The sequence below is a fragment of the Streptomyces sp. NPDC101165 genome (genome assembly GCF_044768135.1).
GTDB lineage: Bacteria > Actinomycetota > Actinomycetes > Streptomycetales > Streptomycetaceae > Streptomyces.
In genome coordinates, this window is sequence record NZ_JBIWPG010000011.1 from 291,404 (window position 1) to 313,962 (window position 22,559).

A 22,559-nucleotide genomic window follows, 5' to 3' on the forward strand; every position below is an offset into this window, starting at 1 on the left:
CCGATGCTCCATGGCCCGATCCTAACGAATGCTGGCCTTCGGGCCACTCGATGTGCGGGGCCCGAGACAGGACCCTCTATGACGTGACTCAGACAACCGAAGCCGCAGCTCCCGTCCAGGCCCCGCCCGCCCGGCGCCACCGTGTGCACCGGGCCTGGTTCGTCGCCGCCGTCACGTTCGTCACGATCATCGGCGCGGCCGCCTTCCGTTCCCTGCCCGGCCTGCTCATCGACCCCCTGCACCAGGACTTCGGCTGGTCGCGCGGCACGATCGGCGCGGCCGTCTCGATCAACCTCGCGCTGTACGGGCTCACCGCGCCCTTCGCCGCCGCGCTGATGGACCGCTTCGGCATCCGCAAGGTGGTCGCCGTGGCGCTGACGGTGATCGCGCTCGGCTCCGGCCTCACCGTGTGGATGACGGCGGCCTGGCAGCTGCTGCTGTGCTGGGGGCTGCTGGTCGGCCTCGGCTCGGGTTCGATGGCCCTCGCCTTCGCCGCGACGGTCACCAACCGCTGGTTCACCGAGCGGCGCGGGCTGGTCAGCGGCATCCTCACCGCCGCCTCCGCCTCCGGCCAGCTGATCTTCCTGCCGCTGCTGTCGTGGATGATCGAGTCCTACGACTGGCGTCCGGCCGCCGTGACGGTCGCGCTCGCCGCGCTCGCCGTCGTCCCGTTCGTGTGGCTCCTGCTGCGCGACCACCCGGCCGACGTGGGCCTGAAGCCGTACGGCGCCCAGGAGTTCGTGCCGAAGCCGGCGCCGGTCACCGGGGCCGCCCGCCGCACGCTGAAGGTCCTCGGCTCGGCCGTGCGCACGGGTCCGTTCTGGCTGCTCGCCGGCACCTTCGCGATCTGCGGTGCCTCCACCAACGGCCTGATCCAGACCCACTTCGTGCCCGCCGCCCACGACCACGGCATGCCCGTCACGGCGGCGGCCTCCCTGCTCGCGGTCGTCGGTGTGTTCGACGTCGTCGGCACGATCGCCTCCGGCTGGTTCACCGACCGCTTCGAACCGCGCCGCCTGCTGGCCGTCTACTACGCCCTGCGCGGCATCTCTCTCCTCTTCCTGCCCATGCTGCTGGGGCCGTCCGTCCACCCCTCGATGGTCTTCTTCATCATCTTCTACGGCCTCGACTGGGTGGCCACCGTCCCGCCCACCCTGGCCCTGTGCCGGGAGCACTACGGCGAGGACAGCGCCATCGTCTTCGGCTGGGTGCTCGCCTCCCACCAGGTCGGCGCGGCCCTCATAGCCTTCCTCGGCGGCGTCGCCCGCGACGTCTTCGGCACCTACGACATGGTCTGGTACGCCTCCGGCACCCTGTGCGCGGCGGCGGCCCTGATGGCCCTGGTGATCCGGCGCACGTCCGCTCCTGTGCCCGCGCTGTCCTGAACGGGGCGGGGGAAATACTTCGAGGGTGAGTGACAGTGGCCGCACTGGTCTACTTCAAGAAGGAGTCCGAGGAGTCGGGGTTCATCCGCTACTCCTTCGGCGCCGACCCGGCGGAGATGGATCGCCGGCTCTCGCTGAACACGGCCTCTCGTTCGTCGGAACCGGTCGACGGTGAGGTCGACCACCTGTTCCTCAAAGCCTCGCGGAAGATCAACTCGCTGTACGAGGAGAGGGGCGGCTGGCCGGAGCGCGGAATGAGCGCCAGCTGACCCGGCTCATGAGGAGTCGCCGTCCAGCCGCCCGAAGCGCCCCCGATGGAAGAGCAGCGGATCCTCCCGCTCGGCGGCCCCGAGGGCGTTCACCCGGCCCACCACGATGAGGTGGTCGCCTCCGGTGTGCACGGCGTGGATCGTGCAGTCGATCCAGGCGGCGGCGCCGGCGAGGCGCGGGGAACCGGAGACGGGCGCGGCGTCGTACGCCACCCCCGCGAACTTGTCGGCGCCGCTGACCGCGAAGGCGCGGCACAGTTCGCCCTGCCCGGCGCCGAGGACGTTGACGCAGAAGACGCCCGCGCGGGCGATGCGGGGCCAGGTCGTGGAGGTGCGGCCGACCATGAAGCAGATCAGGGGCGGGTCCAGGGAGAGGGACGAGAAGGACTGGCAGGCGAAGCCCGCGGGGGAGGCCGAACCGTCGGCCGGCGGTGCCGTGACCACGGTCACCCCGGTCGCGAAGTTCCCCAGCACGCGCCGGAACTCCGCTTGGTCCACCGGTGCCCGCTCGTCCTCGCGGACGCACCGCAACTCCGGGCGCGGCAGCGCCTCCACAAGCCCCGGTGCCGGAGCCGACCTGAGGTAACGGACGGCGGCGGCCGCCGCCCCTGCATGTCCCATCACCCTCCCATTGAAGCTGACGGTGCGTCAGATGGGAAGGGGTCGGCGGATGGCCGAAAGCGCGCCCGTACGCTGCGCCCATGGGGTGGGAGAAGACGCATGCAACGCAGCCGAGTACCCGGCTGACCTGGGCACCCGATGATCTGAGCGCGGCGGCGGCCCTCGGGGGCGCCCAGCTGCCGGCGGCCGGACTGCTGTGGTGGATCTACGACACCACCACCCAGGACAGCTACGGGGCCGGGCTGGGCGGGGCCCTCGGCGCGCTGTGTCTCCTCCTCTTCGCGCCGCTGCTGCTGCCGATCCTCGGTGTGCTGTCGGCGTTCGTGCTGACCCTGCCCTCGGTGGTGCTCGCGCGGCTCGCGGGCCGGCACTTCCCCGGCCCGGGACGGGGCTGGCATGTGGTGGCCCCGGTCGGCCCCGCCCTCTTCTGGGGGGTACCGGCCGGCGTGCTCTTCGGGTGGCCGCTCGGCACCACGGTCGCCGGTCTGGCCGCCCTGGGGCTCCTGCCCACCCTCTGGGTCGGCCTCGTCCGCAGGCGGGGCTGGCGTCCGGCGGGCGTGTGGTGGCGGGCTGCGCTCGGCTCGGTCGTCCTCCTCGTGCCGGCCGTCGGCGGCGGGGTGCTCGCCACCGAGACCGGTCTGATCCAGGAGTACGAGCCCCCGAAGCTGACCCCCGCCCAGCTGGCCGGGGTCTGGCGGGGCGACAGCGGGGCCGAGCTGCGGCTGCGCCCCGACGGCAGCGCCGAGGCCGTCGAGCTGCCCACGCAGCCCCCGTTCGGCGACGACCACGTCCGGGACTACGTCCGGTGCCGGGGATCCGGTACCTGGGAGCCCGACGGCGACTCGGACAACACCGACCGGGACGGCGTGCTGCTCAAGCTCGACGGCGACTGCGGTGAGGACACCCACTGGTCGATCAGCGGCAGCGAGGACAGCCCCGAACTGTTCGTCCTCTTCGGCGACCCGGACGGCGGCGTGCTGTGGATTCTCAAGCCCGCCGGGGCCTGAGCCTCACCGCCCCCGGAACTCCGGGCTCCGCCGTTCCACGAACGCCCGCAGCCCCTCCCCGGCGTCCTCGGTCGTCATGTTGATCTCCTGCGCGGCCGCCTCGGCGGCGAAGGCGGTGGCCCGGTCGCCGTCCAGGGAGGTGTTCACCAGGTGCTTGGTGAGGGCGAGGGAGCGGGTCGGGCCGGTGGCCAGGCGGGTCGCCCACTCGCGGGCGGTCTTCTCCAGCTCGCCGTCCGGGACGACCCGGTTGACCAGGCCCAGCCGCTCCGCGTCCGCCGCCGCGAGCGCGTCCCCGAAGAACATCAGCTCCTTGGCCCGGTGCGGACCGATCAGCCGGGGCAGGAGATAGGCGCCGCCGCCGTCGGGTACGAGTCCGCGCCGGACGAACACCTCGATGAAGCGGGCCGATTCGGCCGCCAGGATCAGGTCGCAGGCCAGGGCCAGGTGCGCGCCGAGCCCGGCCGCGGTGCCGTTCACGGCGGCGATCACCGGCTTCTCGCAGTCCAGCACGGCCGAGACGAGCCGCTGGGCGCCCAGGCGGAGGACGCGGGCCACATCGCCGGGGATCCGCTGCCCGGCGCCCCCCGAGCCGCCCCGCAGGTCCGCTCCCGCGCAGAATCCCCGGCCGGTCCCGGTGAGGACGACGGCTCGTACACCGGGATCCGCCGAGGCCTCCTCCAGCAGTCCGATCAGGCGGTCCCGCAGGGCGGGTGTGAGCGCGTTGAGGGCCTCGGGGCGGTCGAGGGTGAGGTGCGAGACCTGCTCCCGGACCTCGTGCCTGAGGTCGCTCATCGGCACACCACCAGCGCGTCCAGTGCCACCGCGCCCTGCCCGCGGGGCAGCACCATCAGCGGGTTGATGTCCAGCTCGGCTATCTGCTCGCCGAGTTCGAGGGCCATGCGCTGGACCCGCAGCACCACTTCCACCAGTGCGTCGAGGTCGGCCGGCGGGCGGCCCCGGACTCCGTCCAGCAGGGCCCGTCCGCGCAGTTCGGCGAACATGTCCCGGGCCTGCTCCTCACCGAACGGCGGCACCCGTACGGCGGCGTCGCGCAGCACCTCGACCAGTACCCCGCCGAGCCCCACGGTCACGGTCGGCCCGAACAGCTCGTCGTGGGTCACCCCGACGACCATCTCGACGCCCTGCTCGACCATCTGGCACACCAGGACACCGTCCAGCGAGACGCCCTCGTAGCGGGCGATGTCGGTCAGCTCGCGGTAGGCGTCCCGGACCTGGCTGGCCGAGGTGAGACCGATCTTCACCAGGCCCAGTTCGGTCTTGTGCGCGATCTGCGCGCCGGACGCCTTCATCACCACCGGGTAGCCGACCTGCCCGGCCGCGCGGACGGCGGCCGCCGCGCTGGTCACCAGCTGTTCGCGCGGCACCCGGATGCCGTAGGCGCGCAGCAGCTGCTTGGCCGCGTGCTCGCTGAGCTGCTGCCCGGGCCGCATCAGGGCGTCGGCCTTGCGGAAGGAGGGGGAGGGGAGGCGCGGGGCCTCGTCGAAGGGGGAGCGGTAGTCGCTGACGAAGCGGTGGTGGTCGAGCCAGGCGCGGACGGCGGTGAGGCAGTTGCCGACCGTGCGGAAGGTGGCCACACGGGAGGAGCCGAGCAGGACCTCCCGGTACGCCGGCTCCGTGCCGACCGGCGACCCCCACACCACGCACACCAGCTTGTCCGTCTCCTCCGCGGCCTCGACCAGGTCGCGTACGAGCTTGTCGCTGAGGGGCGGGAAGGGGCCGGTGACCGGACAGATCAGCACCCCGACCTCCGGGTCGGCGAGGATCGCGTCGATGATCTTCCGGCCGCGCCAGTCGCCCACCGGATGCCCGCCGTTGTCCACCGGGTTGGCCACGCTCAGGTACTCCGGGATCCACTGGTGCAGCTCGGTCTGCCGGTCCTCCGGCAGTCTCGGCAGCCGCAGCCCGATCCCGGCGGCCAGGTCGGCAACGTGCGCACCCGTGCCGCCGGAGATGGAGTAGACGACGACCCCGTCGGCCCGCGGAGCCCGCGCTCGGGCCAACAGGGCGGCCGTGTCCTGGAGTTCGTCGAGGCCGTCGACGCGGATGACGCCGTACTGCCGCATGGCCGCGTCCACCACGTCGTCGGCGCCGGTGAGCTTGCCGGTGTGCGAGGCGGCCGTACGGGCCCCGGCCTCGGTGCGGCCCACCTTCACCGCGACCACCGGCACCCGGCGGCGGGCGGCGCGGTCGGCGGCGAGCAGGAAGGCGCGGCCGTCCTTGAGGCCCTCGACGTAGCAGGCGATGGCGCCGACCTCGGGCTGCTCGGAGAAGTAGGAGATGAAGTCGGCGGTCTCCAGGTCGGCCTCGTTGCCGGTCGGCGCCCAGTGGGAGAGCCGGACGCCCAGTTCCTGCAGGGCGAAGACGGGCCGGCCCTGATGCCCGGACTGGGTGATCAGCGCGATGGCCGGTCCCTCCAGGTCGCCCCGGAACCGCTCGAAGGCGTTCAGGTTGGTGTTCGGTCCGAGCAGCCGCAGCCCCGACCGCCGTACGGCCTCCGCGAGCCGCTGCTGCGCCTCGGCCCCCGCCTCGCCGGTCTCCGCGAACCCGGAGGCGAAGGCGACCGCGAACTTCACCTTCGCCTCGGCGAGTTCCTCGATCACCGGCAGCGGGTCGGCCACCAGCAGCACCGCGAGGTCGACCTGTTCCGGCAGGTCGGCGACCGAGGCGGAGCAGGGGATGCCGAACACGGACGGCCGGGTCGGATGCACCGGGTGCACCCGCGCCCCCACCCGCTCGGCCCAGCCCAGCAGTTGCCGGGTGATCCCGGTGTTCGGCCGCCCCTCGGCGTCCGAGGCGCCGATGACAGCGACCGACCCGGGCCGGAAGAACCGCGCCAGATCCGGTACGTCCGCGTACAGCGGCCGCCCGCCGACGTCGAGGTCGTCGACCCGGTCGTGGACGACGGGTCCGGGCCGCTGCTCACCGCAGGCGATGACCCGGGCCCGGCGGGAGTCGGTGGTGAGGGTGCCGTGGGTTGATCCAAGCATCGGTTCCGCCCGCTCCTGTGAGACAGCCACATCAACTGACGCTCTGTCAGATTACTTTAACTGACGGAGTGTCAGGAATGGGTCGGAGCGGCAAAGTTACCGCCTGGTGCGGAACTCCTTGGTCACGCCCTTCGCGATCTTCTCGGCGTCCAGCGCCAGTTCGCGGAACATCCCGCTGATCGGGTTGGTGAACCCGGTGAAGTACAGCCCGGGCGCCTGGGCGGGCGTACGACCGCCGTGCACCGTGGGTCTGCCCCGGTTGTCCAGTACCCCGAGATGCCCGACCAGCCCCTCCAGCGCCCGCTGGTAGCCCGTCGCGGCGATCACGGCGTCCGCCTCGACGCGGGTGCCGTCGGCGAGCACCACCTTTCCGTCCTCGAAGGACTCGACGGCGGCCACGATCTCCACCTTCCCCTTCCGTACGGCGCCGATCAGGCCGACGTCCTGGACCGGGACGGCGCCCTGTCTGACCCTGCTGTACAGGCCGGTGTCCGGGCGGGGCAGGCCGTGGGCGGACAGGTCCGGGACGCCGACCCTGGCCTGGATCCGGCACACCTGGTCCACGAACCGCACCGGAAGCCGCCGTACCAGCACACCCGAGTACTGCGCGGGCCAGCCGAGGGTGGTGCGGCGCACGATGTGCGGAACGGTCCGCACCGCCAGCCGCACCCGCGCGGCCCCGCCCTCCACCAGGTCCACGGCGATCTCGGCACCGGTGTTGCCGACGCCGACGACGAGCACGTCCCGGCCCGCGTACGGCTCGGCGTTCCGGTACCGGCCCGCGTGCAGGAACTCCCCGCCGTAGCCGTCCAGGCCCGGCCACTCGGGCACGCGCGGAGTGTGGTTGTAGCCGGTGGCGACGACCACCGCGCTGCCGGTCAGCTCGCGCCCGCCGGAGGCGTGCAGCAGCCAGCCCGTCCCGTCCGCCGACCGCTCGACGCGGAACACCTCCACACCGGTGACGATCTCCAGCTCGTGGTGCTCGGCGTACTTCTCCAGGTACCGCACCACGTTGTCCCGGGACACCCAGCGGCCGAACCTCCGCGGCATCGCGAGCCCGGGCAGGGCGGACAGCCGGCGGGTGGTGTGCAGATGGAGCCGGTCGTAGTGGCGCCGCCAGGATGCGCCCACCTCGTCGGCCTTCTCCAGCACGACGGCCCGTATGCCCCGTGCTCGCAGGGCGTACGCGGCGGCGAGTCCGCCGGGACCGGCGCCGATGACGTACACGGGACGGTCGGCGGGGGTCGCGGAGAGGTGCGCGGAGGAGGGGCGGGAGGCGGCCATGAGCGGGAGCGTAATCACCCACCCCGTTGATGGGTCTCGGTCAAGACCGGAATTGGTTGCGGATTGATCACATCGGTGGGAGATGTGGGTGGGACAGGTGTCGTAGGCGGCTCGGATGGGCGGAAGTGGTGCACGGACGCCGCGGTCCTCTAGCGGGCCTTCCGGTACCCGGTGACCTCGGCGATCCACTTGATGAAGTCGCCCGGGTCGATGTTGGCGCCGTGTCCCTGGTCCCGGTAACGCCCCTCGGCTTTTCCAAAGATCTGACGTACCGTCAGATCCATGGATGCGATCTGGCTCGACGGCGCGGAGTGGCTCGCGGTGCTGCGCATAGGCCTCGGCCTGTGGTGGCTGGAGAGCTGGCGGCACAAGGACAAGAAGACGTGGTTCGAGGGCGGCGGTATCGCCTGGGCGGCGGGCGTGGCGGAGAAGCACCGCTGGGCCCCGGTGCGGGCGGGCTTCGAGACGGTGGTGACACCGCGGCCGAAGGCGATGGCGTACGTCGTTGCCTACGCGGAACTCGCCCTGGGACTCGGCCTGATCCTCGGCTTCCTGACCCCGGTGGCCCTGCTGGGCGGCCTGGCCCTGAACGTCCTCTACTTCGTCCTCATGATCCACGACTGGGCGGAACAGGGGCAGAACTCGATGATGGCGCTGATCTCGCTGGTCGGCTTCTTCGGCATGGCGGGGCAGACGTGGTCGGTGGACGCGGCGCTGGGGTGGTTCTGATGGGCGCGGCGCGTTTCGACGAGCCGGAGACCGACTCCTTCACGCGCCCCTACTGGGCGGCGGCGGCCGAGGGACGGCTGCTGATCCGCCGCTGCGCCGCCTGCGGCCGGGCCCACCACTACCCCCGCGAGTTCTGCCCGCACTGCTGGAGCGAGGACGTGACCTGGGAGCAGGCGAGCGGCCGGGCGACCCTCTACACCTGGTCCACGGTCCACCGCAACGACCTCCCGCCCTTCGGCGACCGCACCCCGTACGTCGCCGCCGTGGTGGATCTGGCGGAGGGCCCGCGGATGATGACGGAGCTGGTGGAGTGCCAGGACATCGCCGCCGGGATGCCCCTGCGGGTGACCTTCCGGGAGGGAAAACCGGTGTTCGGGCCGGCCGGCTGAGCGGAACCATGGACGGATGCATCCGGACGCCTGGCACCTGACCCACGACCTGGACGACTTCCTCGCCCGCGCCGACGACTTCCTCCGCTCCCGGCCGGCCCTGCACACGGTGCAGCTGACCGTGACGGACGCGCTGCGCAGACGGGGCCCGCGGGCCTTCGGCGAGGAGGCACCGCTCTTCGGGACGCTGAGCGACGGGAGCGGCGGGGTCCGGGCCACCCTCCTGCACACCCCGCCCTTCCCGGTCAACGCCACCCTGCTCGCTGCGGCGGAGGCCGATGCGCTGGCGGCCCGGCTGGTGGACCTCGGCCGCCCGGTCTCCGGCATCTCCGCCGCACACGACACGGCGGCAGCCTTCACGGCGGCCTGGCAGCAGCGCACCGGCACGGCGGGCGAGATCCACCAGCGCCAACGGCTCTACCGGCTCACCGAGTTGACCCCACCGGAGCGGCTGCCGGAGGGGCGCCCCAGGGTGGCCGGCCACGCCGACCGGGACCTGCTGATGCGCTGGTACGGCGAGTTCATGGCAACGGCCGGTCTGCGCGCTGGACAGGGCGCGGGCGAGTGGACCGACGCCCGCCTCGCCCATGGCGGACTCACCCTCTGGGAAACCCCCGACGGCACCCCCGTCGCCATGGCCGGGGTGACACCGGCGACGGCGGGCCAGGTGCGGGTGCAGACGGTGTACACCCCGGCACACCTGCGCGGCCGTGGCTACGCGAGCGCGGTGACCGCCGAGGTGAGCCGGGCGGCCCTGGAGTCCGGGACGGAGGAGATCCTCCTCTTCACCGACCTCGCGAACCCCACCAGCAACGGGCTGTACCAGCGGATCGGCTACCGGGGCGTGGCGGACTTCGCGGTGTGGGAGTTCGCGGACCTCAGGCCGGGCCGCCCACCGGGCGCACAGTGATCGACCACGGCCCGTCGGACCGGGCGTACAGCAGACAGGGGCCGGACAGGGGGACCTCCCCGCTCCACGGGCCCACGTGGTTGGCCAGTTGGTCGAGGAAGCCGGAGCCGTCGGGCTCGAAGACGTCGGCGAGGAAGTAGCCGCCGTCGGCGGAGCGCGGCGTGCCCGTGCAGCGCAGCTGGGCGAGGGCCGGACCGCCCTCGTGGCGCAGGACGTCCGAGGCCTCGCGCTCGGCGTGGCCGTCGAGGACGACGGCGTCGGCGAGGCCGGTCACCTCGACCGTCCACGGGCCGTCCGCCTGGATCCGCAGCGCACGCACGGGACGGTCGTCGGCATTGACCAGGGCCCGGCAGGCGAAGGGGCCGTCGGTGTAGACGAGTTGGCTGCCGGAGCGCATCCTGCCGTCCAGGGCGTCCACCACGAAGTGGCCGGGGCCGTGGTGCGTGATGCCGAGGATCACCGGCTCGGCGCCGGTGGCAGGCTCCACCACCCGGCTCCCGTCGCCGGACACCCGCTGCAGCACCGGCCCGCCCGCCCCGAGCAGCGCAGGTGCCGCCGAGAGCACGACCGGGGCCGGCCCGGCCGTCTTGGCCACACCGCTCAGTGCCACCGGCCCCGCTCCCGGAACCTCCTGGGTACGAGGCCTGCGGTCCCGCATCGGCCACTTCATGTCGTCCCCCTCAGCCTCTTACGGCCACAGCAGGTGCCTGGACCAGCCGGAGGCGTCCGCGGCCTCCGTGCGACGGTATGTCAGACGTACGTGTCTGCGGGCCGCGTCTCCCTGGAAGAACTCCACTTCCTCCGGCTGGAGGCGGTACAGCGTCCAGGTCTCCGACGGCTCCGTCGGGTGCTGCCGGGCCTGCTCCCAGGCGGCCTCCGAAGCCTGCCGCAGCTCGTCCAGCGAGGACAGCTCCGCGCTCTGCCGCCCGGTGAGCGCCGCCGCCAGGGCCCCGGTCGAGCGGGCGTGCAGGTCCGCCTGGCTCTCCTGCGACGGCGCCGCCGTCACCGGACCCCGCACCCGCACCTGCCGTCCCAGCACCGGCCAGTAGAAGGCCAGCGCCGCGTACGGGTGGACGCTCAGGGCCCGGCCCTTGCGGCTCGTGACGTGCGTCGCGAAGGACCAGCCGTCCGCGTCCGCGCCGTGCAGCATCACGATCCGTACGTCCGGAAGACCGTCCTCGTCCGTCGTCGCCAGCGCCATGGTGTGCGGCTCCGGCTGCCCCGCCTCCACCGCCTCCGCGAACCAGCTCGTGAACAGGTGCAGCGGTGCCGAAGGAGCCTTGTCCGGGTCGAAGGGCCGTAGCTCGGTCTCCTCGGGTGACCACACCCGCAGGGACCGCAGCAGCCCGTGAAGATCCGTTTCCATGTCCCCGAGTATGGGCCCGCATATGGATCCCGTACGCCGTCCGGACTGCCTCCGCATGCGGGGGCGCCGGACTGTGCGCAGGCTGGGGCCTGCGGGCTTCGGGACCGGCGGTGAGGGGCGATGATCGTAACGGTGGTGTCGATGCCGGAGGGGGGCGTCACGCGTACGGATGTGGCGGAGGCACGTGAGCGGCTCGCCACCGCCGGTTTTCTGCTCGTCGACGTGGAGCTGCCCGAGGAGCTGCCGACCGGGGCGCCGCCGGTCTCGCGCCAGCTCGGCCTGGAGGCGGAGGACCTCAGCTGGCTCGGCAGGAAGGGTGAACCCGCGCGGGCCGAGTTCCTCGGAGACCAGGCCGCTTTCGTCGTGCCCGTGGCCAAGGGGAACGAGGTCACTCATGTCCATGCCCTGGTGACCGAGCGGTATCTGCTCACGGTGCACCGAGGACAGGCCGGCCTGCGGGAGAGCCTCACCGTGCAGCTGCGGAGCGAGCAGCCTTCCGACACCGTGGCCCTGCTCTTCCTGCTCCTTCAGGAGGCCCTGTCGACGTACCGCCGGTCCGCCGTACGGGACCTGCTGCTGGTGGAGGACCTGGAGGACGAGATGTTCGAGGGACGACGCCCCGACCAGATCTATCGGCTGTCACAGCTGCGACGGCACTCCGCCCTTCTGCACCGCACGCTCCTGCCCTACCTCCAGGTGATGGACCAGATGTTCACCCGAAGGATGATGGACCGCGGCTTCCCGGAGGAGCGCCAGCTGCTCGCCCAGGAGTTCCAGCACACGGCGGCGCTGGTGCACACGGACATCGAGTCCCTCCAGGAAGCTTCCCGGCGCGCCTTCGCCAGCTACTCCACCCTCGTCTCCGGCGAGCAGAACGCCGTGATCAACCGGCTGGCCATCGTGTCGGTGATCTTCCTGCCGCTGTCGTTCCTGACGGGGTTCTTCGGCATGAACTTCATGTATCTGACCGACGAGTTGGAGAGCAGGGCCGTCTTCTGGCTGCTCGCCATCGGGCTGCAGGTCGTCGCCGTGTTCGTCGCGCTCTACGTCCTGCACCGCACCCGCATCTGGCGCAGACTGCGCGACGAGGAGGGCGAGGAGGGTGTGGACGACCGCTGAGCCGGCCCCGTCACCGGCCCAGCACCACCGTCCCCGAGGAGCAGAACCAGCCCCCCGTGCCGGAGGCGACACCGAGATACGGCAACTCGCCGCCCGGACGCCGCACCTGTCGCTCGCCCGCCTCGCCGCGCAGCTGCCGTACCGCCTCCACCAGCAGGAACAGCCCGCGCATACCGGGATGTTGGGCAGACAGGCCACCCCCGTCCGTGTTCACGGGGAGTTCCCCGGAGACCAGCAGCCGGCCCTTCTCCACGAACGCCCCGCCCTCGCCCTTCGCGCAGAAGCCCAGGTCCTCCAGGGTCACCAGGGTCATGTAGGTGAAGGCGTCGTAGATCTCGGCGAAGTCGATCTCGGCGGGGCGCACCCCGGCCCGCTCGAAGGCGAGCCTGCCGCTCACCGCCGCCGGGGAGACCGTGAAGTCCGGCCACTCGGACATCGTGGCGTGGGAGAGGTGCTCGCCGGCGCCGAGGATCCAGACGGGGGCCGTACGGCAGTCCCGTACGTACTCCTCGGCCAGCAGCAGGACCGCCGCCCCGCCGTCCGAGCGGATGCAGCAGTGCAGCTTGGTGAAGGGGTCGGCGATCATCGGGCCGGACAGGACGTCGTCGACCGTGATCGGGTCCCGGAACATCGCCTCGGGGTTCAGGGCGGCGTTGGCGCGGGCCTGGACCGCCACCTGGGCCAGCTGTTCGATCGTCGTGCCGTGTTCGATCATGTGCCGGCGGGCCGCCATCGCGTACTTGGCGATCAGCGTGTGGCCGTAGGGGACCTCGAACTGGAGCGGGCCGCGCGCGCCGAAGGACAGGTTTCCCGTCCTGCGGCCCGCCCTGATGTCCGCGCGCGCCGTCGAGCCGTAGACCAGCAGGACGGCGTTCGCGTGGCCCGCGGCTATCGCGTCCGCCGCGTGGGCCGCCATGACCTCCCAGGTCGAGCCGCCGACGGAGGTGGAGTCCACCCAGGTGGGGCGCAGGCCCAGGTACTCGGCCACCTCGACGGGGGCCAGGGTGCCGAGGCCCGCCGAGGCGAAGCCGTCCACCAGGGCTCGGTCCAGGCCCGCGTCCGCGAGGGCGCGGCGGGCCGCCTGGGCGTGCAGGGCGTACGGGGTCGTGTCGTCCACGCGGCCGCAGTCGGAGAGGGCCACCCCGGCCACGGCGACTTTCCGGTTCCCGGGTCTCATGAATCTGACGGTACATCAGATCCGGTGGCGCGCGGCAGGTGTCGCACCTCTGGGCTTCGTCTCCGGCCCGTCCTAATATGACGCACCGTCAGATCAGGTCGGAGGGATCGGATCAGCCATGGACACGCGTCTCACCGCCGAGCAGGACGAGATCCGTCGGACCCTGCGTGAACTGCTCCAGAAGCACTGTGGCGCCGAGGCGCTGCGGGCCGCCGTCGACAGCCCGGCCGGGTACGACCCCGCCCTGTGGTCCGTCCTCGCCGGCCGGCTCGGTCTGCCCGGGCTCGCCCTCCCCGAGGCCTACGGCGGCGTCGGCTGCTCGGCCACCGAACTCGCCCTCGCCTGCGAGGAGACGGGGCGGACGCTCGCCCCCTCCCCACTGCTCGCCACCTCCGTTCTCGCGGCCCCGCTGATCCTCGCCCTCGGCACCGAGGCCCAGCGCACCGAACTGCTGCCCCGCCTCGCCGCCGGCACCCTCACCGCCGCCCTCGCCGTCCCCGGCCCCGCCCTCACCGCCGCCCTGACCCTGACCGGCGGCAACGGCGGCCAGTGGGCCGGCGGGGGCCGGGCGGGCGGCGTGCAGGCCCGGCAGGGCGGGGACGGGTGGCGGCTGTACGGGCAGGTCGACCAGGTGCTGGACGGGCACAGTGCCGGGCTGCTCGTCGTCGCCGCGCACACCGGCGGGTACGCGCGGTCCCGGACTCTGCTGTTCCTGGTCGCGGGGGACGCCGTGGGGGTCGTACGGACCCGGCAGACCGCGCTCGACGCCACCCGGCCGCAGGGGCGGATCCAACTTCGGGACGTGCCGGCCGAGTTGCTGGGTCAGGCCGACCAGGACGTGCTTCCCGCCCTCGCCGGACTCGGCGACACCGTCGCCGCCGTGCTCGCCGCCGAGGCGGTGGGCGCCGCCGACCGGGCGCTGGAGCGGACCGTGGAGTACGTGGGGCAGCGGGAGCAGTTCGGGCGGCCCATCGGCTCCTTCCAGGCGGTCAAGCACCGGCTGGCGGATGTGTACGTGGGGGTGCAGGCCGCCCGCTCGGCCGCGTACTACGCCGCCTGGGCGACGGTGAACGAATCAGCAGGTGCGGCGCGATGGGGGTGCCCCCAGGCGTCCAGCACTGGGGGAGCCTCGCGGGAAGGGTGGTGGCGGGAGACGGGTGGGCACTTGGGCGGGCTCGCGCTCGCGCAGGCGCTGGAGGCGTTGCGGTGTGCGGCCGGGGAGGCGATCCAGCTGCACGGCGGGATCGGGTTCACCTGGGAGCACGAGGCCCACCTGTACTTCAAACGGGCGGCCGGGGACGAGCTGCTGTTCGGGCCCGTGCACCGGCTGCGGGACCGGGCCGCCGAGGAGGCCGGGCTGTTCGTGCGCGGGGAGGTGGCGGTCTGATGGCCGGCGTCGGCGTGCGGTTCGTGCAGAAGGTGTCCGCCACCCGGGCCTTCGCGAAGGTCGCCCCGCATGTGGTCCCGGCCCTCGACCGCGCCGTCCACCGGCTCACCCGGGGAAGGACGCTGCTCAGCGCGCAGCTGCTGCCCGGCGTGATCCTCACCTCGACGGGGGCGAGGAGCGGGCTGCCGCGCCGGACCCCGCTGGCCTGCATGCCGGAGGAGGGCGGGCGCGGCTGGCTCCTCGTCGGCTCCAACTTCGGCCGGACCGACCATCCCGCCTGGACCCACAACCTGCTCGCCCGTCCGGACGCCTCGATCAGCTGGAAGGGCCGGGACATCCCCGTCACGGCCCGGCTGCTGGAGGGGGAGGAACGGGCCGCCGCCTGGAAGGCACTGCTGGCGTTCTGGCCGCCGTACGCCACCTACCAGGCGCGGGTGGAGCGGGAGATGAGGATCTTCCGGCTCCTGAGCAAGTGACCGTCAGAGCGTGGCCAGGCGTTCCACCAGCAGGAACGCACCGATTCCGAGCATCGCCGCGCCCGAGGTGCGGGTGACCGCGCGGGCCGCCGCCGGGCGGGCCGCCAGCAGGACTCGGGCCAGGGCGCCGACGCTGAGGTACACGGCCGCGCAGCACGCCATGTGCAGCAGGCCGAGGGCCGCGGTCTGGGCGGCTATGGGCAGGTGGGCGCCGCGGAGGGTGAGGAACTGGGGGAGTACGGAGAGGTAGAGCAGCAGGCCCTTGGGGTTCAGGCCGCTGATCGTGGCACCCCGCAGGAACAGGTGCCGGTCGGCGTCGGGGGCCTCGTCCGCCGCCCCAGGGACGGCCGGGCGGCGCAGCACTCCCCAGCCCAGCCACAGGAGATATCCGGCGCCCGCCACCGTCAGTGCCGTGAGCAGCCGGGGTGAGCCCGCCACCAGGACCGCGAGACCCGCCGTCGCCAGGACCGTGTGCAGGGCGTAGCCGGAGACCAGGCCCGCCACCGCGCGCGGCACCGAGCGGCCGCGCAGGGCGGTCGCGATGACGAACGCCCAGTCCGCGCCCGGCACACACACCAGCAGCAGGTCCACGGCGAGGTAGGAGAAGAGCAGTCCCGAGTCCATGCTGGGGACATTAGGCGTGAATGGCCCGAAAGTGTTCCCGAAATTTGCCCATGATCGCGCGATCTGGGCAATTATCTTCTTCATGGACGACGTGGACCGGAAAATCCTTGCCGAGCTGCAGCAGGACGGGCGGCTGACCGTGACCGAGCTGGCCGCCCGGGTGCGCCTGAGCGTCTCGCCCTGCCACCGGCGGCTGCGCGAGCTGGAGCGCTCCGGTGCCATCCAGGGCTACCGGGCGGTGGTGGACGCGGCCGCACTCGGGCTCACCTTCGAGGCGCTGGTCTTCGTCTCCATGCGGCAGGAGGACCGGGAGACGGTCGCCGAGTTCGAGCGGGCGGTCAGCGAGCTGGAGCACGTCCTGGACGCCCAGCGGCTGTTCGGCGAGCCCGACTACCTGCTGCGGGTGGCCACCGCCGACCTCGCCGCCTTCCAGCGGCTGTACGACGAGCGGCTCGCGACCCTGCCCGGGGTGCAGCGGCTGACCTCGACGCTGGTGATGAAGCACGTGGTGCAGGACCGGCCGCTGCCCGCGACACGGGGGTAGCCCGGCCGGCGACCGATGTCTCAAATGCAGTGTGCGGACAGGGTGTTGCCCCCTGTGGGGCGGGTGCGGCCTGTGGTACACCGAGAACGCGATCAGCGGATCCGGGAGACGGGGGCGGACATGAACGGCATGTACATTCCGGTCGAAGTGGGCGGTGTCCAGGTCCTGGTGGAGGCCACCGACGTGCGGCTGCCGGGATCGGAGCCGACGGCCACGCGGCCGGGGAACCTCACCGGGCACGTCCGGGACGCCTTCCAGCAGGCGCAGTCGACGATCGTGGAGATCGCGACCTCCACGGCGACGGCCCTGCGCCAGGCGGGCCGGGCGGCCAGGCCGGACGCCCTGGAGGTGGAGTTCGGGCTGAAGTTCTCCGCCAAGGGCGACATCATCGTGGCCGGCGCGAGCGGCGAGGTCACCCTCAAGGTGAAGCTGACGTATGACGGGAGGGGAGCCCAGCCGACCGGCGACGAGGCAGACGAGGCAGCGGACGACGAGGCGTCGTGATGCCCGTGCCCTCCCCGTCCCCCTCGTCCTCGTCCTCCTCCTTGTCCGGTGTCCCCGGATACCTGGGCAGCGTCCTGCACCCCGCCGCCGACGACCCGGTGGGCACCTGCTTCCAGCTCTCGCCCGGCGTCCTCGCCACCGCCTGCCATGTCCTGGAGAGCCTCGGCCTCGCGGTCCCGGGCGCGCAGGTGCGCTTCGCCCCGCTGGCGGGCGGCCCGGCGGGCACGGCCACGGTCGAACGGGTGGACCAGGCGCACGATCTGGCCGTTCTGCGCTCCGACAGCCCCCTTCCGGCGTCCGTGACCCGCGCGATGCCGACGGAGACCGTGGAACCCGGTACCGAGCTGGTCATCGAGGGCTTCGGGGAGGTCCCCGCCTACGACGACCGGCGCACCTACCGGTACCTGAGCGCCGGCGGGCGCTGCGAGCGCACGACCGAGCGGGACGACGGCGTCCGCCTCGGCCGCCTCCGCACCAAGGACCTGCTGCGCGGCATGAGCGGCGCGCCCGTGCGCCGTGTCTCCGACGACGTGGTCCTGGGTGTGGTCAGCGCCCGCTACAACAGCACCGACGGCTGGCTGCGCGACTCGGTGTGGACGGCCAGGACCGAGGACCTCGCCGCGCTCGCCCCGCGGGAGCTGTCCTGGTTCTCCCCGCACCTGCGCACGCACGGGCAGGTGCTGCGGGACCTCGACGACAAGGAGCAGTACCTCACCGCGGAGCAGCTGGAGTTCGTCAGCCCCGGGCCGGGCAGCGGCGCCGCCCCGGTCCGGCTCCTGGACCGGCTCGACGCGCAGTACGAGCCCGGCGGGTACGCGGAGCCGCGGCGCGGGGTGCTGCTGGAGGGCGTGGCCGGGGCCGGCAAGACCCGTACCTGTTTCGAGGTGGCGAAGCTGGCCGGACAGGAACCGGCGGGCGGCTGGCTCGTCCTGCATGTGACACCCGGGTCCGCCGTGACCGCCGAGCACCTCGTACAGGCGGCCCTGGCGCACGCGCCGGTCGCGGACGCGGCCCGGGTCCTGCTCGTCCTCGACTATCTGGACAGCTACTCGCAGCTCGGGCTGACGGAGCTGGGCCGGGAACTGCAGACCCTCGACCCGGAGGGACGGGTGGCCTGCCTCGCCTCCGCCCGGCCCGGTGCGCTCCAGGCAGCGGAGGTGCAGGGGGTCTTCGGCCGGGTGCCCCTGGAGGACGGGGACGAGTACCGCGGCCGGGTGGCCGCCGCGATCTTCCAGAAGGTCGCCCCGGAGGCCTGGCGGCGGTGGGGCGAGAACCGGCTGGTGGCCGAGTGCAGCGACCGGCCGGTCCTCGCCCTGCTGATCGCGCGGGCGCTGGAGGAGCAGGCCCGGGCGGGACAGGACGCCCCCGACCTCTCCGACCTGCGCCGGGGCAGCCTCTTCGACTGGCTGCGGCGGCGGCTCGAACGCGACTTCGGTGTCCCGACCGCCAGGGACCGCGAGGCGGGCCTGTCCCGTCCGCGCGTGGCGCTGCTGGCCTCCACGGTGGCCCTGCTGGCCTGTCCGCAGGACCGTTCCGCCACCGTGCGGGAGGCCGTGGACCGGGCCCTCGACCAGCGCGCCGACAGCGACTTCGGGCTCCGCGGCGGTGACGTGCTCGCCCTGCTGCGGGACCAGGGCTGGCTGGTGGGCGGCGCCGACCGGCTCGAACTGGTCCACGACATCGTCGCGGACGGTCTGCTCGGCGCCACGCTGGTCCCCGGGCAGACCGTCCAGAGCGGCACCGCCGAGGAACTCCTGGACGCGCTGCTCGACCGCGGCCCGGCCTTCACCCAGGCCGTACGGCACCTCTCCCGCTGGACCACCGACCAGGACGCGGCCCGGCGGGCCAGGATCGAGGACGCGTGCGCCCGCTGGCTGGAGGTGCGGGCCGACCCGATCGGCAAGCTGCTCGCCGCGGACGCCCTCGGCGAGACCGCGTTCGACCTGATGGCCCGCACCCCCTGGCAGGCCGGGATGCTCCGGCTCTGGAACGAGCTGGTCGGACCCTGGCTGGCCCAGATCGAGCGCGAGCGGCCCCGCGCCCTGCCCGCCGTACTCGCCCAGGCCGTGGACAGCATCGTCGGACCGCTGCCGCAGCAACTGCTCGGCAGCGCCCTGACCTGCCTGGAATCCCGTCGCCACGCCCCGGAGACGGGCCTGCTCCTACAGGCCCTGCTGTACGCGGAGGGCCTGACGCCGGACCGGCTGGACGTGGTCGCCGACCGGGCCCTGGCCTGGGTGCGGCGCCACCAGGGCGAACGGCGCGCCGTCCAGCTGCTGGCCGCCGCCCTCGGCCGCCCCGAGCTGACCCCCGGGACCGCCCGGCGGCTGGTCGAGGCGGCTCGGGAGTGGATACGCCGCAACCCGGGGCACTCGGCCGGCTCCGTGGTGCTCGGCCCGCTGCTCGACCGCGACGACCTCGGACCCCACGCCAAGGCCGTGCTCGACGCCGCGCTCACCTGGGTCGTCCGGCAGAACGGCAACCCCGGCGTCTCGTTCGTCCTGCCGCGCCTGCTGCGACGCACGGACCTCGGGGGACACCGGGACCGCGCGGTCGGCCAGGCCCTGAAGTGGCTGCGCGATCACCGCGAGCGCCCGCAGGCCTCCTTCGTGCTGCGCCCCCTGCTGCGCTTCGACCTCACCGAGGAGGAGGCCCAGCAGGCCGTCGGACACGCCAACAAATGGCTGGCCTGCACCACCGGAGAACCGCAGGAGTTCGTCCTCGGCGCCCTGGTGCGCTGGGACGACTCGGCCGCGGAGCGCGTCGGCACGCTGCTCCGGCAGCAGCCGGTGACCGAGTCCCAGCAGCACCTGCTGGCCGACCTCCTGCGCGGCGACCTGCCGAAGCCGCTCCTCCAGGAGGTCGTCGACGCGACCCTGCGCTGGCTGCGGATCCACGGCCAGGGGCCGGACTCCGCGCTGCTGCACTGGCTGCTCCGCCGGCTCGCGCCGGGCGGCGAGGCCTGGGCCGAGGCGTCCGACCGGGCCGTACGGTGGCTGAAGCGGTACGGCACCGCCGCCGAGGCCAGCTTCCTGCTGGACGACCTCCTCACCGCCGAGCCCGGCCGCCCGGACACCACCCGTCTCGCCCTGGACTGGCTGGCCCAGCACGGCACCGACGGGCACGCGAGCTATGTCCTGAGGCCCCTGCTGCTGCACCACGACGGCCTCCCCGAGGACCAGGCCGGGCAGGCGGTGGACCGCGCCCTGGCCTGGCTGACGGAGAACGCCGAGAGCGACGAGGCGGGGTTCGTCCTCGAACCGCTGCTCATCCTGCAGACCCTCGGTCCGGGCCAGGCCACCGCCACCCTGCGGGCCACCACCCGGTGGCTCCGGGACCACGCGACGAGCCCCGGCGCCGACCGGGTGCTGGGCCCGCTGCTGACCCGCGCCGACGTGGCGGGCGACCTGCGGGCCGTGACCGAGGCCCTGGCGGTGGCGTGGCTCGAACGCCACCCGGCGGCCGACGGCGGCATCGCCCTGCTGGCGACGCTGCTGGCCCGACCGGGCCCCGCCCCTGAGCTCGCGGCCCGGTTAGTCCCGTACGTGGGGGGACGGACGAGGAACGGCCGTACGGCCGCCTCCCACCTCATCGGGCTGCTGCACTCGGTGCCGGCCGGCGCACCGCAGCGGGCGGCGCTGATCGACCACACGCTGACCTGGCTGGACCAGTTCGGCCCGCCCGGCACGGGCAACCCCAGCGCGGTGTACGCGCACCTGCTGGCCCTGCGCGACCTCAGTGAGGAGCAACTGGCCCGCGCGGCCGAGCTGTTCCTGGCCTGGCTGGACCACCGGGCGACCCGTGCGGTGGTGGGGCGCCCGCTGGCCGAACTGCTCCGGCACACCGGACCCGCCCCCTGGCGGGCGGCCGCCGTGACCCGTGCGCTCGCCTGGCTGGCCGAGAACGCCTCCCGGCCCATCGCGGCCGACCTGCTCCTCGCCCTGCTGCGCGACCCGGCGCCGCCCCTGGACCGCCGGGCCGAGGTGCTCGGGTACGCACACGAGTGGCTGACGGGGAACGGGCCCGGACACTGGAGCTGGGCCGATGTCACCGAGGCCGTGGGCGGAGCGGACGCCACCGGGGCTCCGGGCGGCGCACCCGGGCCGGAAGAGAAAGCAGGCGGCGGTCCACTCGGGTGAACCACCGCCTGCCAGACAGGACTTGGGACCTGGAAAAGGGGCCGGCGCTACTTCGTCGGCTTCTTGCCTGTCACGCCGAGGTGCACCAACAGCGCCAGGTTCGGCTTGAGTTCGGCCTGCTTGACGCCCCAGGTCTGGAAGCCCTTCTGGTGCGCGGCCACCGCCGCGAGCATCGCGACCAGCGAGCCGGCCACCGCAGCCGGGTTCACGTCCTTGTCGACCCTGCCCTTGGACTGGAGTTCCGCGATGGAGTCCACGAGGGAGTTGTTCACCGAGTTCAGGATCTTCATACGGATCTTGTAGAACCGTTTGTCCCCCTCGGCGGCACCGAGGTCGACCACGCGCAGGATGGCGTCGTTCTTCCGCCAGAACTCGAGGAACCCGTCCACGAGTTCCTGCGCGGTCTGCCACCCCGCCTTGCCGGCCCAGCTCCGGCCCGCCAGCAGCTCGGTCAACCCGGCGCCCTCGGCGGCCATTTGGTCGGCCACCTCCAGGACGGCACCTTCGACGTCCGGGAAGTACTGGTAGAAGGTCGCGGGCGAAGTGCCCGCCTTCCGGGCGACATCGATGACCTTGACGTCCCGGTAGGGGGAGGAGCTGAGCATCTCGCTGAGGCAGTCGAGCAGCTTCTGCCGGGTCGCCTGCCCACGCCGGCCGGCCACGCGGCCGTCGACGGTACGCACTTGTCCTGTCATGCCGTCAGCTTACCGAGGGGTGATCGGAGCGCTATTCGGCCGACTGCAAATGGGGTGCACGGGTGCATCGGGGGTGGTGTGGCTGGTCTGCGGGGTGCGCGTGGCGCGGTTACTTTGACGACATGGCCGAAAACAGGGCATCGATGTACGGAGAGGGCGTCCCCTGCTGGGTGGACGCCCGGCTTTCCGACGTCGAGGCGGGCAAGCGGTTCTACGGTGAACTTTTCGGATGGACCTTCGAGGATGCTCTCGGCTCCTCCGTATGGGCCCAGCTGGGCGGCGAGCCCGTCGCCTCGCTCGCCCCCAAGATGGACGGCCGGATGCCCACCGTCTGGACGGTGTCCTTCGCCACTCCGGACGCCCAGGCCCTCGGCCGGCGGATCGTCGCGGCGGGCGGGCAGGTGGTCATGGCCCCCTTCCCGGTGGGCGACCTGGGCGTCGCCGCCCTCGCCGCCGACCCCCAGGGCGCCGTGTTCGGCCTGTGGCAGTCCGCGAGCCACCCCGGCTTCGGGCGGCGGCACGAGCCGAACACCTTCGTCTGGGTCGAGCTGTACACCCGCGACACCGCCGCCGCGAACACCTTCTACGGCGGCCTCTTCCACGACGCCCTGTTCGGCGCCGACGCCGAGCCCGACTTCGGCCGCGCGGAGGTCTCCGACGTCTTCCCGGCCGAGATGCCCTCGCACTTCCTCACCCACTTCCGGGTCACGGACCTGGAGGACGCCGTCGGGGCCGTACAGCGGCTCGGCGGGCGGGTGCAGGCTCCACCCTTCGAGACGTCGTACGGACGAGTGGCCGTCGTCACCGACAATCAGGGGGCGTCGTTCGCGGTACTGCAGCGGTGAGGCAGCCACCACGGCGATGAAATGACCGTATTCGGCATGAGACACCCCGATTCGTCACCGGGTTCGCAACCGGGCGCCGGG

Annotated in this window: 23 protein-coding genes; 13 read left to right on the forward strand and 10 right to left on the reverse strand. The window is 73.0% G+C overall.

Going from position 1 to position 22,559, the window contains the following annotated elements:
- Positions 1 to 83: 83 nt before the first annotated feature.
- Positions 84 to 1,385, forward strand: a complete 1,302-nt coding sequence (locus ACIRVH_RS25130; protein ID WP_403956897.1) for an MFS transporter — start codon at positions 84 to 86, stop codon at positions 1,383 to 1,385.
- A gap of 35 nt (positions 1,386 to 1,420) precedes the next feature.
- Entirely contained in the window at positions 1,421 to 1,654 is a 234-nt protein-coding gene (locus ACIRVH_RS25135) for a hypothetical protein (protein WP_403956900.1), read from the forward strand.
- Between the two features lie 6 nt (positions 1,655 to 1,660).
- Here ACIRVH_RS25135 and ACIRVH_RS25140 read toward each other — a convergent pair whose 3' ends face one another.
- On the reverse strand, positions 1,661 to 2,275 hold the full coding sequence (locus ACIRVH_RS25140) for a flavin reductase family protein (RefSeq protein WP_403957152.1): 615 nt from the start codon (positions 2,273 to 2,275) through the stop codon (positions 1,661 to 1,663).
- A gap of 80 nt (positions 2,276 to 2,355) precedes the next feature.
- Here ACIRVH_RS25140 and ACIRVH_RS25145 point away from each other — a divergent pair, with 80 nt between their 5' ends.
- On the forward strand, positions 2,356 to 3,282 hold the full coding sequence (locus ACIRVH_RS25145) for a hypothetical protein (RefSeq protein WP_403956902.1): 927 nt from the start codon (positions 2,356 to 2,358) through the stop codon (positions 3,280 to 3,282).
- Between the two features lie 3 nt (positions 3,283 to 3,285).
- Here the strand turns inward: ACIRVH_RS25145 and ACIRVH_RS25150 are convergent, their stop codons facing one another.
- The 4 genes from ACIRVH_RS25150 to ACIRVH_RS25165 all read right to left on the reverse strand — a co-directional run bounded on the left by ACIRVH_RS25150 (position 3,286) and on the right by ACIRVH_RS25165 (position 7,858).
- Positions 3,286 to 4,074, reverse strand: coding sequence for an enoyl-CoA hydratase/isomerase family protein (locus ACIRVH_RS25150; RefSeq protein ID WP_403956905.1), 789 nt, complete (start codon positions 4,072 to 4,074; stop codon positions 3,286 to 3,288).
- Positions 4,071 to 6,290, reverse strand: a complete 2,220-nt coding sequence (locus tag ACIRVH_RS25155; protein ID WP_403956908.1) for an acetate--CoA ligase family protein — start codon at positions 6,288 to 6,290, stop codon at positions 4,071 to 4,073. Before ACIRVH_RS25155 ends, ACIRVH_RS25150 begins: the two co-directional genes overlap by 4 nt.
- A 96-nt stretch (positions 6,291 to 6,386) precedes the next feature.
- Entirely contained in the window at positions 6,387 to 7,574 is a 1,188-nt protein-coding gene (locus ACIRVH_RS25160; protein ID WP_403956910.1) for a flavin-containing monooxygenase, read from the reverse strand.
- A gap of 149 nt (positions 7,575 to 7,723) precedes the next feature.
- Positions 7,724 to 7,858, reverse strand: coding sequence for a hypothetical protein (locus tag ACIRVH_RS25165; protein WP_403956913.1), 135 nt, complete (start codon positions 7,856 to 7,858; stop codon positions 7,724 to 7,726).
- Between ACIRVH_RS25165 and ACIRVH_RS25170 the strand changes: the two genes are divergently transcribed.
- From ACIRVH_RS25170 to ACIRVH_RS25180, 3 genes are read left to right on the forward strand one after another with little or no spacing between them, the layout of a single operon-like run.
- A complete protein-coding gene (locus tag ACIRVH_RS25170; protein WP_390852838.1) occupies positions 7,857 to 8,303 on the forward strand; it encodes a DoxX family membrane protein in 447 nt (148 codons plus the stop codon). The two genes, ACIRVH_RS25165 and ACIRVH_RS25170, sit on opposite strands and share 2 nt — an antisense overlap.
- Positions 8,303 to 8,692, forward strand: a complete 390-nt coding sequence (locus ACIRVH_RS25175) for a Zn-ribbon domain-containing OB-fold protein (protein ID WP_403956917.1) — start codon at positions 8,303 to 8,305, stop codon at positions 8,690 to 8,692. Before ACIRVH_RS25170 ends, ACIRVH_RS25175 begins: the two co-directional genes overlap by 1 nt.
- Positions 8,693 to 8,708: 16 nt before the next feature.
- Positions 8,709 to 9,602, forward strand: coding sequence for a GNAT family N-acetyltransferase (locus ACIRVH_RS25180; protein ID WP_403956920.1), 894 nt, complete (start codon positions 8,709 to 8,711; stop codon positions 9,600 to 9,602).
- On the opposite strand, the gene ACIRVH_RS25185 is transcribed toward ACIRVH_RS25180, so the two are convergent.
- Together ACIRVH_RS25185 and ACIRVH_RS25190 are read right to left on the reverse strand one after the other, a co-directional pair.
- Positions 9,571 to 10,272 (reverse strand): hypothetical protein, encoded by a 702-nt coding sequence (locus ACIRVH_RS25185; RefSeq protein ID WP_403956923.1) that lies wholly within the window; start codon positions 10,270 to 10,272, stop codon positions 9,571 to 9,573. The two genes, ACIRVH_RS25180 and ACIRVH_RS25185, sit on opposite strands and share 32 nt — an antisense overlap.
- 18 nt (positions 10,273 to 10,290) lie before the next feature.
- Positions 10,291 to 10,968 (reverse strand): pyridoxal 5'-phosphate synthase, encoded by a 678-nt coding sequence (locus ACIRVH_RS25190; RefSeq protein ID WP_403956926.1) that lies wholly within the window; start codon positions 10,966 to 10,968, stop codon positions 10,291 to 10,293.
- Between the two features lie 120 nt (positions 10,969 to 11,088).
- Between ACIRVH_RS25190 and ACIRVH_RS25195 the strand changes: the two genes are divergently transcribed.
- Complete coding sequence (locus ACIRVH_RS25195) at positions 11,089 to 12,087, forward strand: CorA family divalent cation transporter (protein ID WP_403956928.1); 999 nt, start codon at positions 11,089 to 11,091, stop codon at positions 12,085 to 12,087.
- Positions 12,088 to 12,097: 10 nt separating this feature from the next.
- On the opposite strand, the gene ACIRVH_RS25200 is transcribed toward ACIRVH_RS25195, so the two are convergent.
- Positions 12,098 to 13,264: a thiolase C-terminal domain-containing protein gene (locus tag ACIRVH_RS25200; protein WP_403956931.1), complete on the reverse strand. Its 1,167-nt coding sequence runs from the start codon at positions 13,262 to 13,264 to the stop codon at positions 12,098 to 12,100.
- Positions 13,265 to 13,382: 118 nt separating this feature from the next.
- On the opposite strand from ACIRVH_RS25200, the gene ACIRVH_RS25205 reads away from it, so the two are divergent.
- The gene (locus ACIRVH_RS25205; protein ID WP_403956934.1) at positions 13,383 to 14,651 is read left to right on the forward strand and encodes an acyl-CoA dehydrogenase family protein; all 1,269 of its coding nucleotides are present in this window, start codon (positions 13,383 to 13,385) and stop codon (positions 14,649 to 14,651) included.
- Positions 14,651 to 15,127, forward strand: a complete 477-nt coding sequence (locus ACIRVH_RS25210; protein ID WP_403956937.1) for a nitroreductase family deazaflavin-dependent oxidoreductase — start codon at positions 14,651 to 14,653, stop codon at positions 15,125 to 15,127. The genes ACIRVH_RS25205 and ACIRVH_RS25210 overlap by 1 nt, the downstream gene beginning before the upstream one ends.
- Positions 15,128 to 15,130: 3 nt before the next feature.
- Here ACIRVH_RS25210 and ACIRVH_RS25215 read toward each other — a convergent pair whose 3' ends face one another.
- Entirely contained in the window at positions 15,131 to 15,751 is a 621-nt protein-coding gene (locus ACIRVH_RS25215; RefSeq protein ID WP_403956940.1) for a LysE family translocator, read from the reverse strand.
- An 82-nt stretch (positions 15,752 to 15,833) separates the two neighbouring features.
- On the opposite strand from ACIRVH_RS25215, the gene ACIRVH_RS25220 reads away from it, so the two are divergent.
- The 3 genes from ACIRVH_RS25220 to ACIRVH_RS25230 all read left to right on the forward strand — a co-directional run bounded on the left by ACIRVH_RS25220 (position 15,834) and on the right by ACIRVH_RS25230 (position 20,938).
- Positions 15,834 to 16,295 carry an Lrp/AsnC family transcriptional regulator gene (locus ACIRVH_RS25220; RefSeq protein ID WP_386573484.1) on the forward strand — a complete coding sequence of 154 codons (462 nt, stop codon included), beginning with the start codon at positions 15,834 to 15,836 and terminating at the stop codon, positions 16,293 to 16,295.
- Positions 16,296 to 16,415: 120 nt separating this feature from the next.
- Entirely contained in the window at positions 16,416 to 16,799 is a 384-nt protein-coding gene (locus ACIRVH_RS25225; RefSeq protein WP_403956943.1) for a CU044_2847 family protein, read from the forward strand.
- Positions 16,799 to 20,938 (forward strand): trypsin-like peptidase domain-containing protein, encoded by a 4,140-nt coding sequence (locus tag ACIRVH_RS25230; protein WP_403956946.1) that lies wholly within the window; start codon positions 16,799 to 16,801, stop codon positions 20,936 to 20,938. Before ACIRVH_RS25225 ends, ACIRVH_RS25230 begins: the two co-directional genes overlap by 1 nt.
- A 47-nt stretch (positions 20,939 to 20,985) precedes the next feature.
- Here ACIRVH_RS25230 and ACIRVH_RS25235 read toward each other — a convergent pair whose 3' ends face one another.
- Positions 20,986 to 21,621 carry a TetR family transcriptional regulator gene (locus ACIRVH_RS25235; RefSeq protein WP_403957155.1) on the reverse strand — a complete coding sequence of 212 codons (636 nt, stop codon included), beginning with the start codon at positions 21,619 to 21,621 and terminating at the stop codon, positions 20,986 to 20,988.
- Positions 21,622 to 21,755: 134 nt separating this feature from the next.
- On the opposite strand from ACIRVH_RS25235, the gene ACIRVH_RS25240 reads away from it, so the two are divergent.
- Positions 21,756 to 22,478 (forward strand): VOC family protein, encoded by a 723-nt coding sequence (locus tag ACIRVH_RS25240; RefSeq protein WP_403956949.1) that lies wholly within the window; start codon positions 21,756 to 21,758, stop codon positions 22,476 to 22,478.
- The last annotated feature ends 81 nt before the right edge of the window (positions 22,479 to 22,559 follow it).

What these genes read in the sequence shown, in the direction of transcription:
- ACIRVH_RS25140 (WP_403957152.1), bottom strand. Translation starts at nt 2,275, where the DNA reads ATGGGACATGCAGGGGCGGCGGCCGCCGCCGTCCGTTACCTCAGGTCG.
- ACIRVH_RS25145 (WP_403956902.1), top strand. Translation starts at nt 2,356, where the DNA reads ATGGGGTGGGAGAAGACGCATGCAACGCAGCCGAGTACCCGGCTGACC.
- ACIRVH_RS25150 (WP_403956905.1), bottom strand. Translation starts at nt 4,074, where the DNA reads ATGAGCGACCTCAGGCACGAGGTCCGGGAGCAGGTCTCGCACCTCACC.
- ACIRVH_RS25155 (WP_403956908.1), bottom strand. Translation starts at nt 6,290, where the DNA reads ATGCTTGGATCAACCCACGGCACCCTCACCACCGACTCCCGCCGGGCC.
- ACIRVH_RS25160 (WP_403956910.1), bottom strand. Translation starts at nt 7,574, where the DNA reads ATGGCCGCCTCCCGCCCCTCCTCCGCGCACCTCTCCGCGACCCCCGCC.
- ACIRVH_RS25170 (WP_390852838.1), top strand. Translation starts at nt 7,857, where the DNA reads ATGGATGCGATCTGGCTCGACGGCGCGGAGTGGCTCGCGGTGCTGCGC.
- ACIRVH_RS25165 (WP_403956913.1), bottom strand. Translation starts at nt 7,858, where the DNA reads ATGGATCTGACGGTACGTCAGATCTTTGGAAAAGCCGAGGGGCGTTAC.
- ACIRVH_RS25175 (WP_403956917.1), top strand. Translation starts at nt 8,303, where the DNA reads ATGGGCGCGGCGCGTTTCGACGAGCCGGAGACCGACTCCTTCACGCGC.
- ACIRVH_RS25180 (WP_403956920.1), top strand. Translation starts at nt 8,709, where the DNA reads ATGCATCCGGACGCCTGGCACCTGACCCACGACCTGGACGACTTCCTC.
- ACIRVH_RS25185 (WP_403956923.1), bottom strand. Translation starts at nt 10,272, where the DNA reads ATGAAGTGGCCGATGCGGGACCGCAGGCCTCGTACCCAGGAGGTTCCG.
- ACIRVH_RS25190 (WP_403956926.1), bottom strand. Translation starts at nt 10,968, where the DNA reads ATGGAAACGGATCTTCACGGGCTGCTGCGGTCCCTGCGGGTGTGGTCA.
- ACIRVH_RS25195 (WP_403956928.1), top strand. Translation starts at nt 11,089, where the DNA reads ATGATCGTAACGGTGGTGTCGATGCCGGAGGGGGGCGTCACGCGTACG.
- ACIRVH_RS25200 (WP_403956931.1), bottom strand. Translation starts at nt 13,264, where the DNA reads ATGAGACCCGGGAACCGGAAAGTCGCCGTGGCCGGGGTGGCCCTCTCC.
- ACIRVH_RS25205 (WP_403956934.1), top strand. Translation starts at nt 13,383, where the DNA reads ATGGACACGCGTCTCACCGCCGAGCAGGACGAGATCCGTCGGACCCTG.
- ACIRVH_RS25210 (WP_403956937.1), top strand. Translation starts at nt 14,651, where the DNA reads ATGGCCGGCGTCGGCGTGCGGTTCGTGCAGAAGGTGTCCGCCACCCGG.
- ACIRVH_RS25215 (WP_403956940.1), bottom strand. Translation starts at nt 15,751, where the DNA reads ATGGACTCGGGACTGCTCTTCTCCTACCTCGCCGTGGACCTGCTGCTG.
- ACIRVH_RS25220 (WP_386573484.1), top strand. Translation starts at nt 15,834, where the DNA reads ATGGACGACGTGGACCGGAAAATCCTTGCCGAGCTGCAGCAGGACGGG.
- ACIRVH_RS25225 (WP_403956943.1), top strand. Translation starts at nt 16,416, where the DNA reads ATGAACGGCATGTACATTCCGGTCGAAGTGGGCGGTGTCCAGGTCCTG.
- ACIRVH_RS25230 (WP_403956946.1), top strand. Translation starts at nt 16,799, where the DNA reads ATGCCCGTGCCCTCCCCGTCCCCCTCGTCCTCGTCCTCCTCCTTGTCC.
- ACIRVH_RS25240 (WP_403956949.1), top strand. Translation starts at nt 21,756, where the DNA reads ATGGCCGAAAACAGGGCATCGATGTACGGAGAGGGCGTCCCCTGCTGG.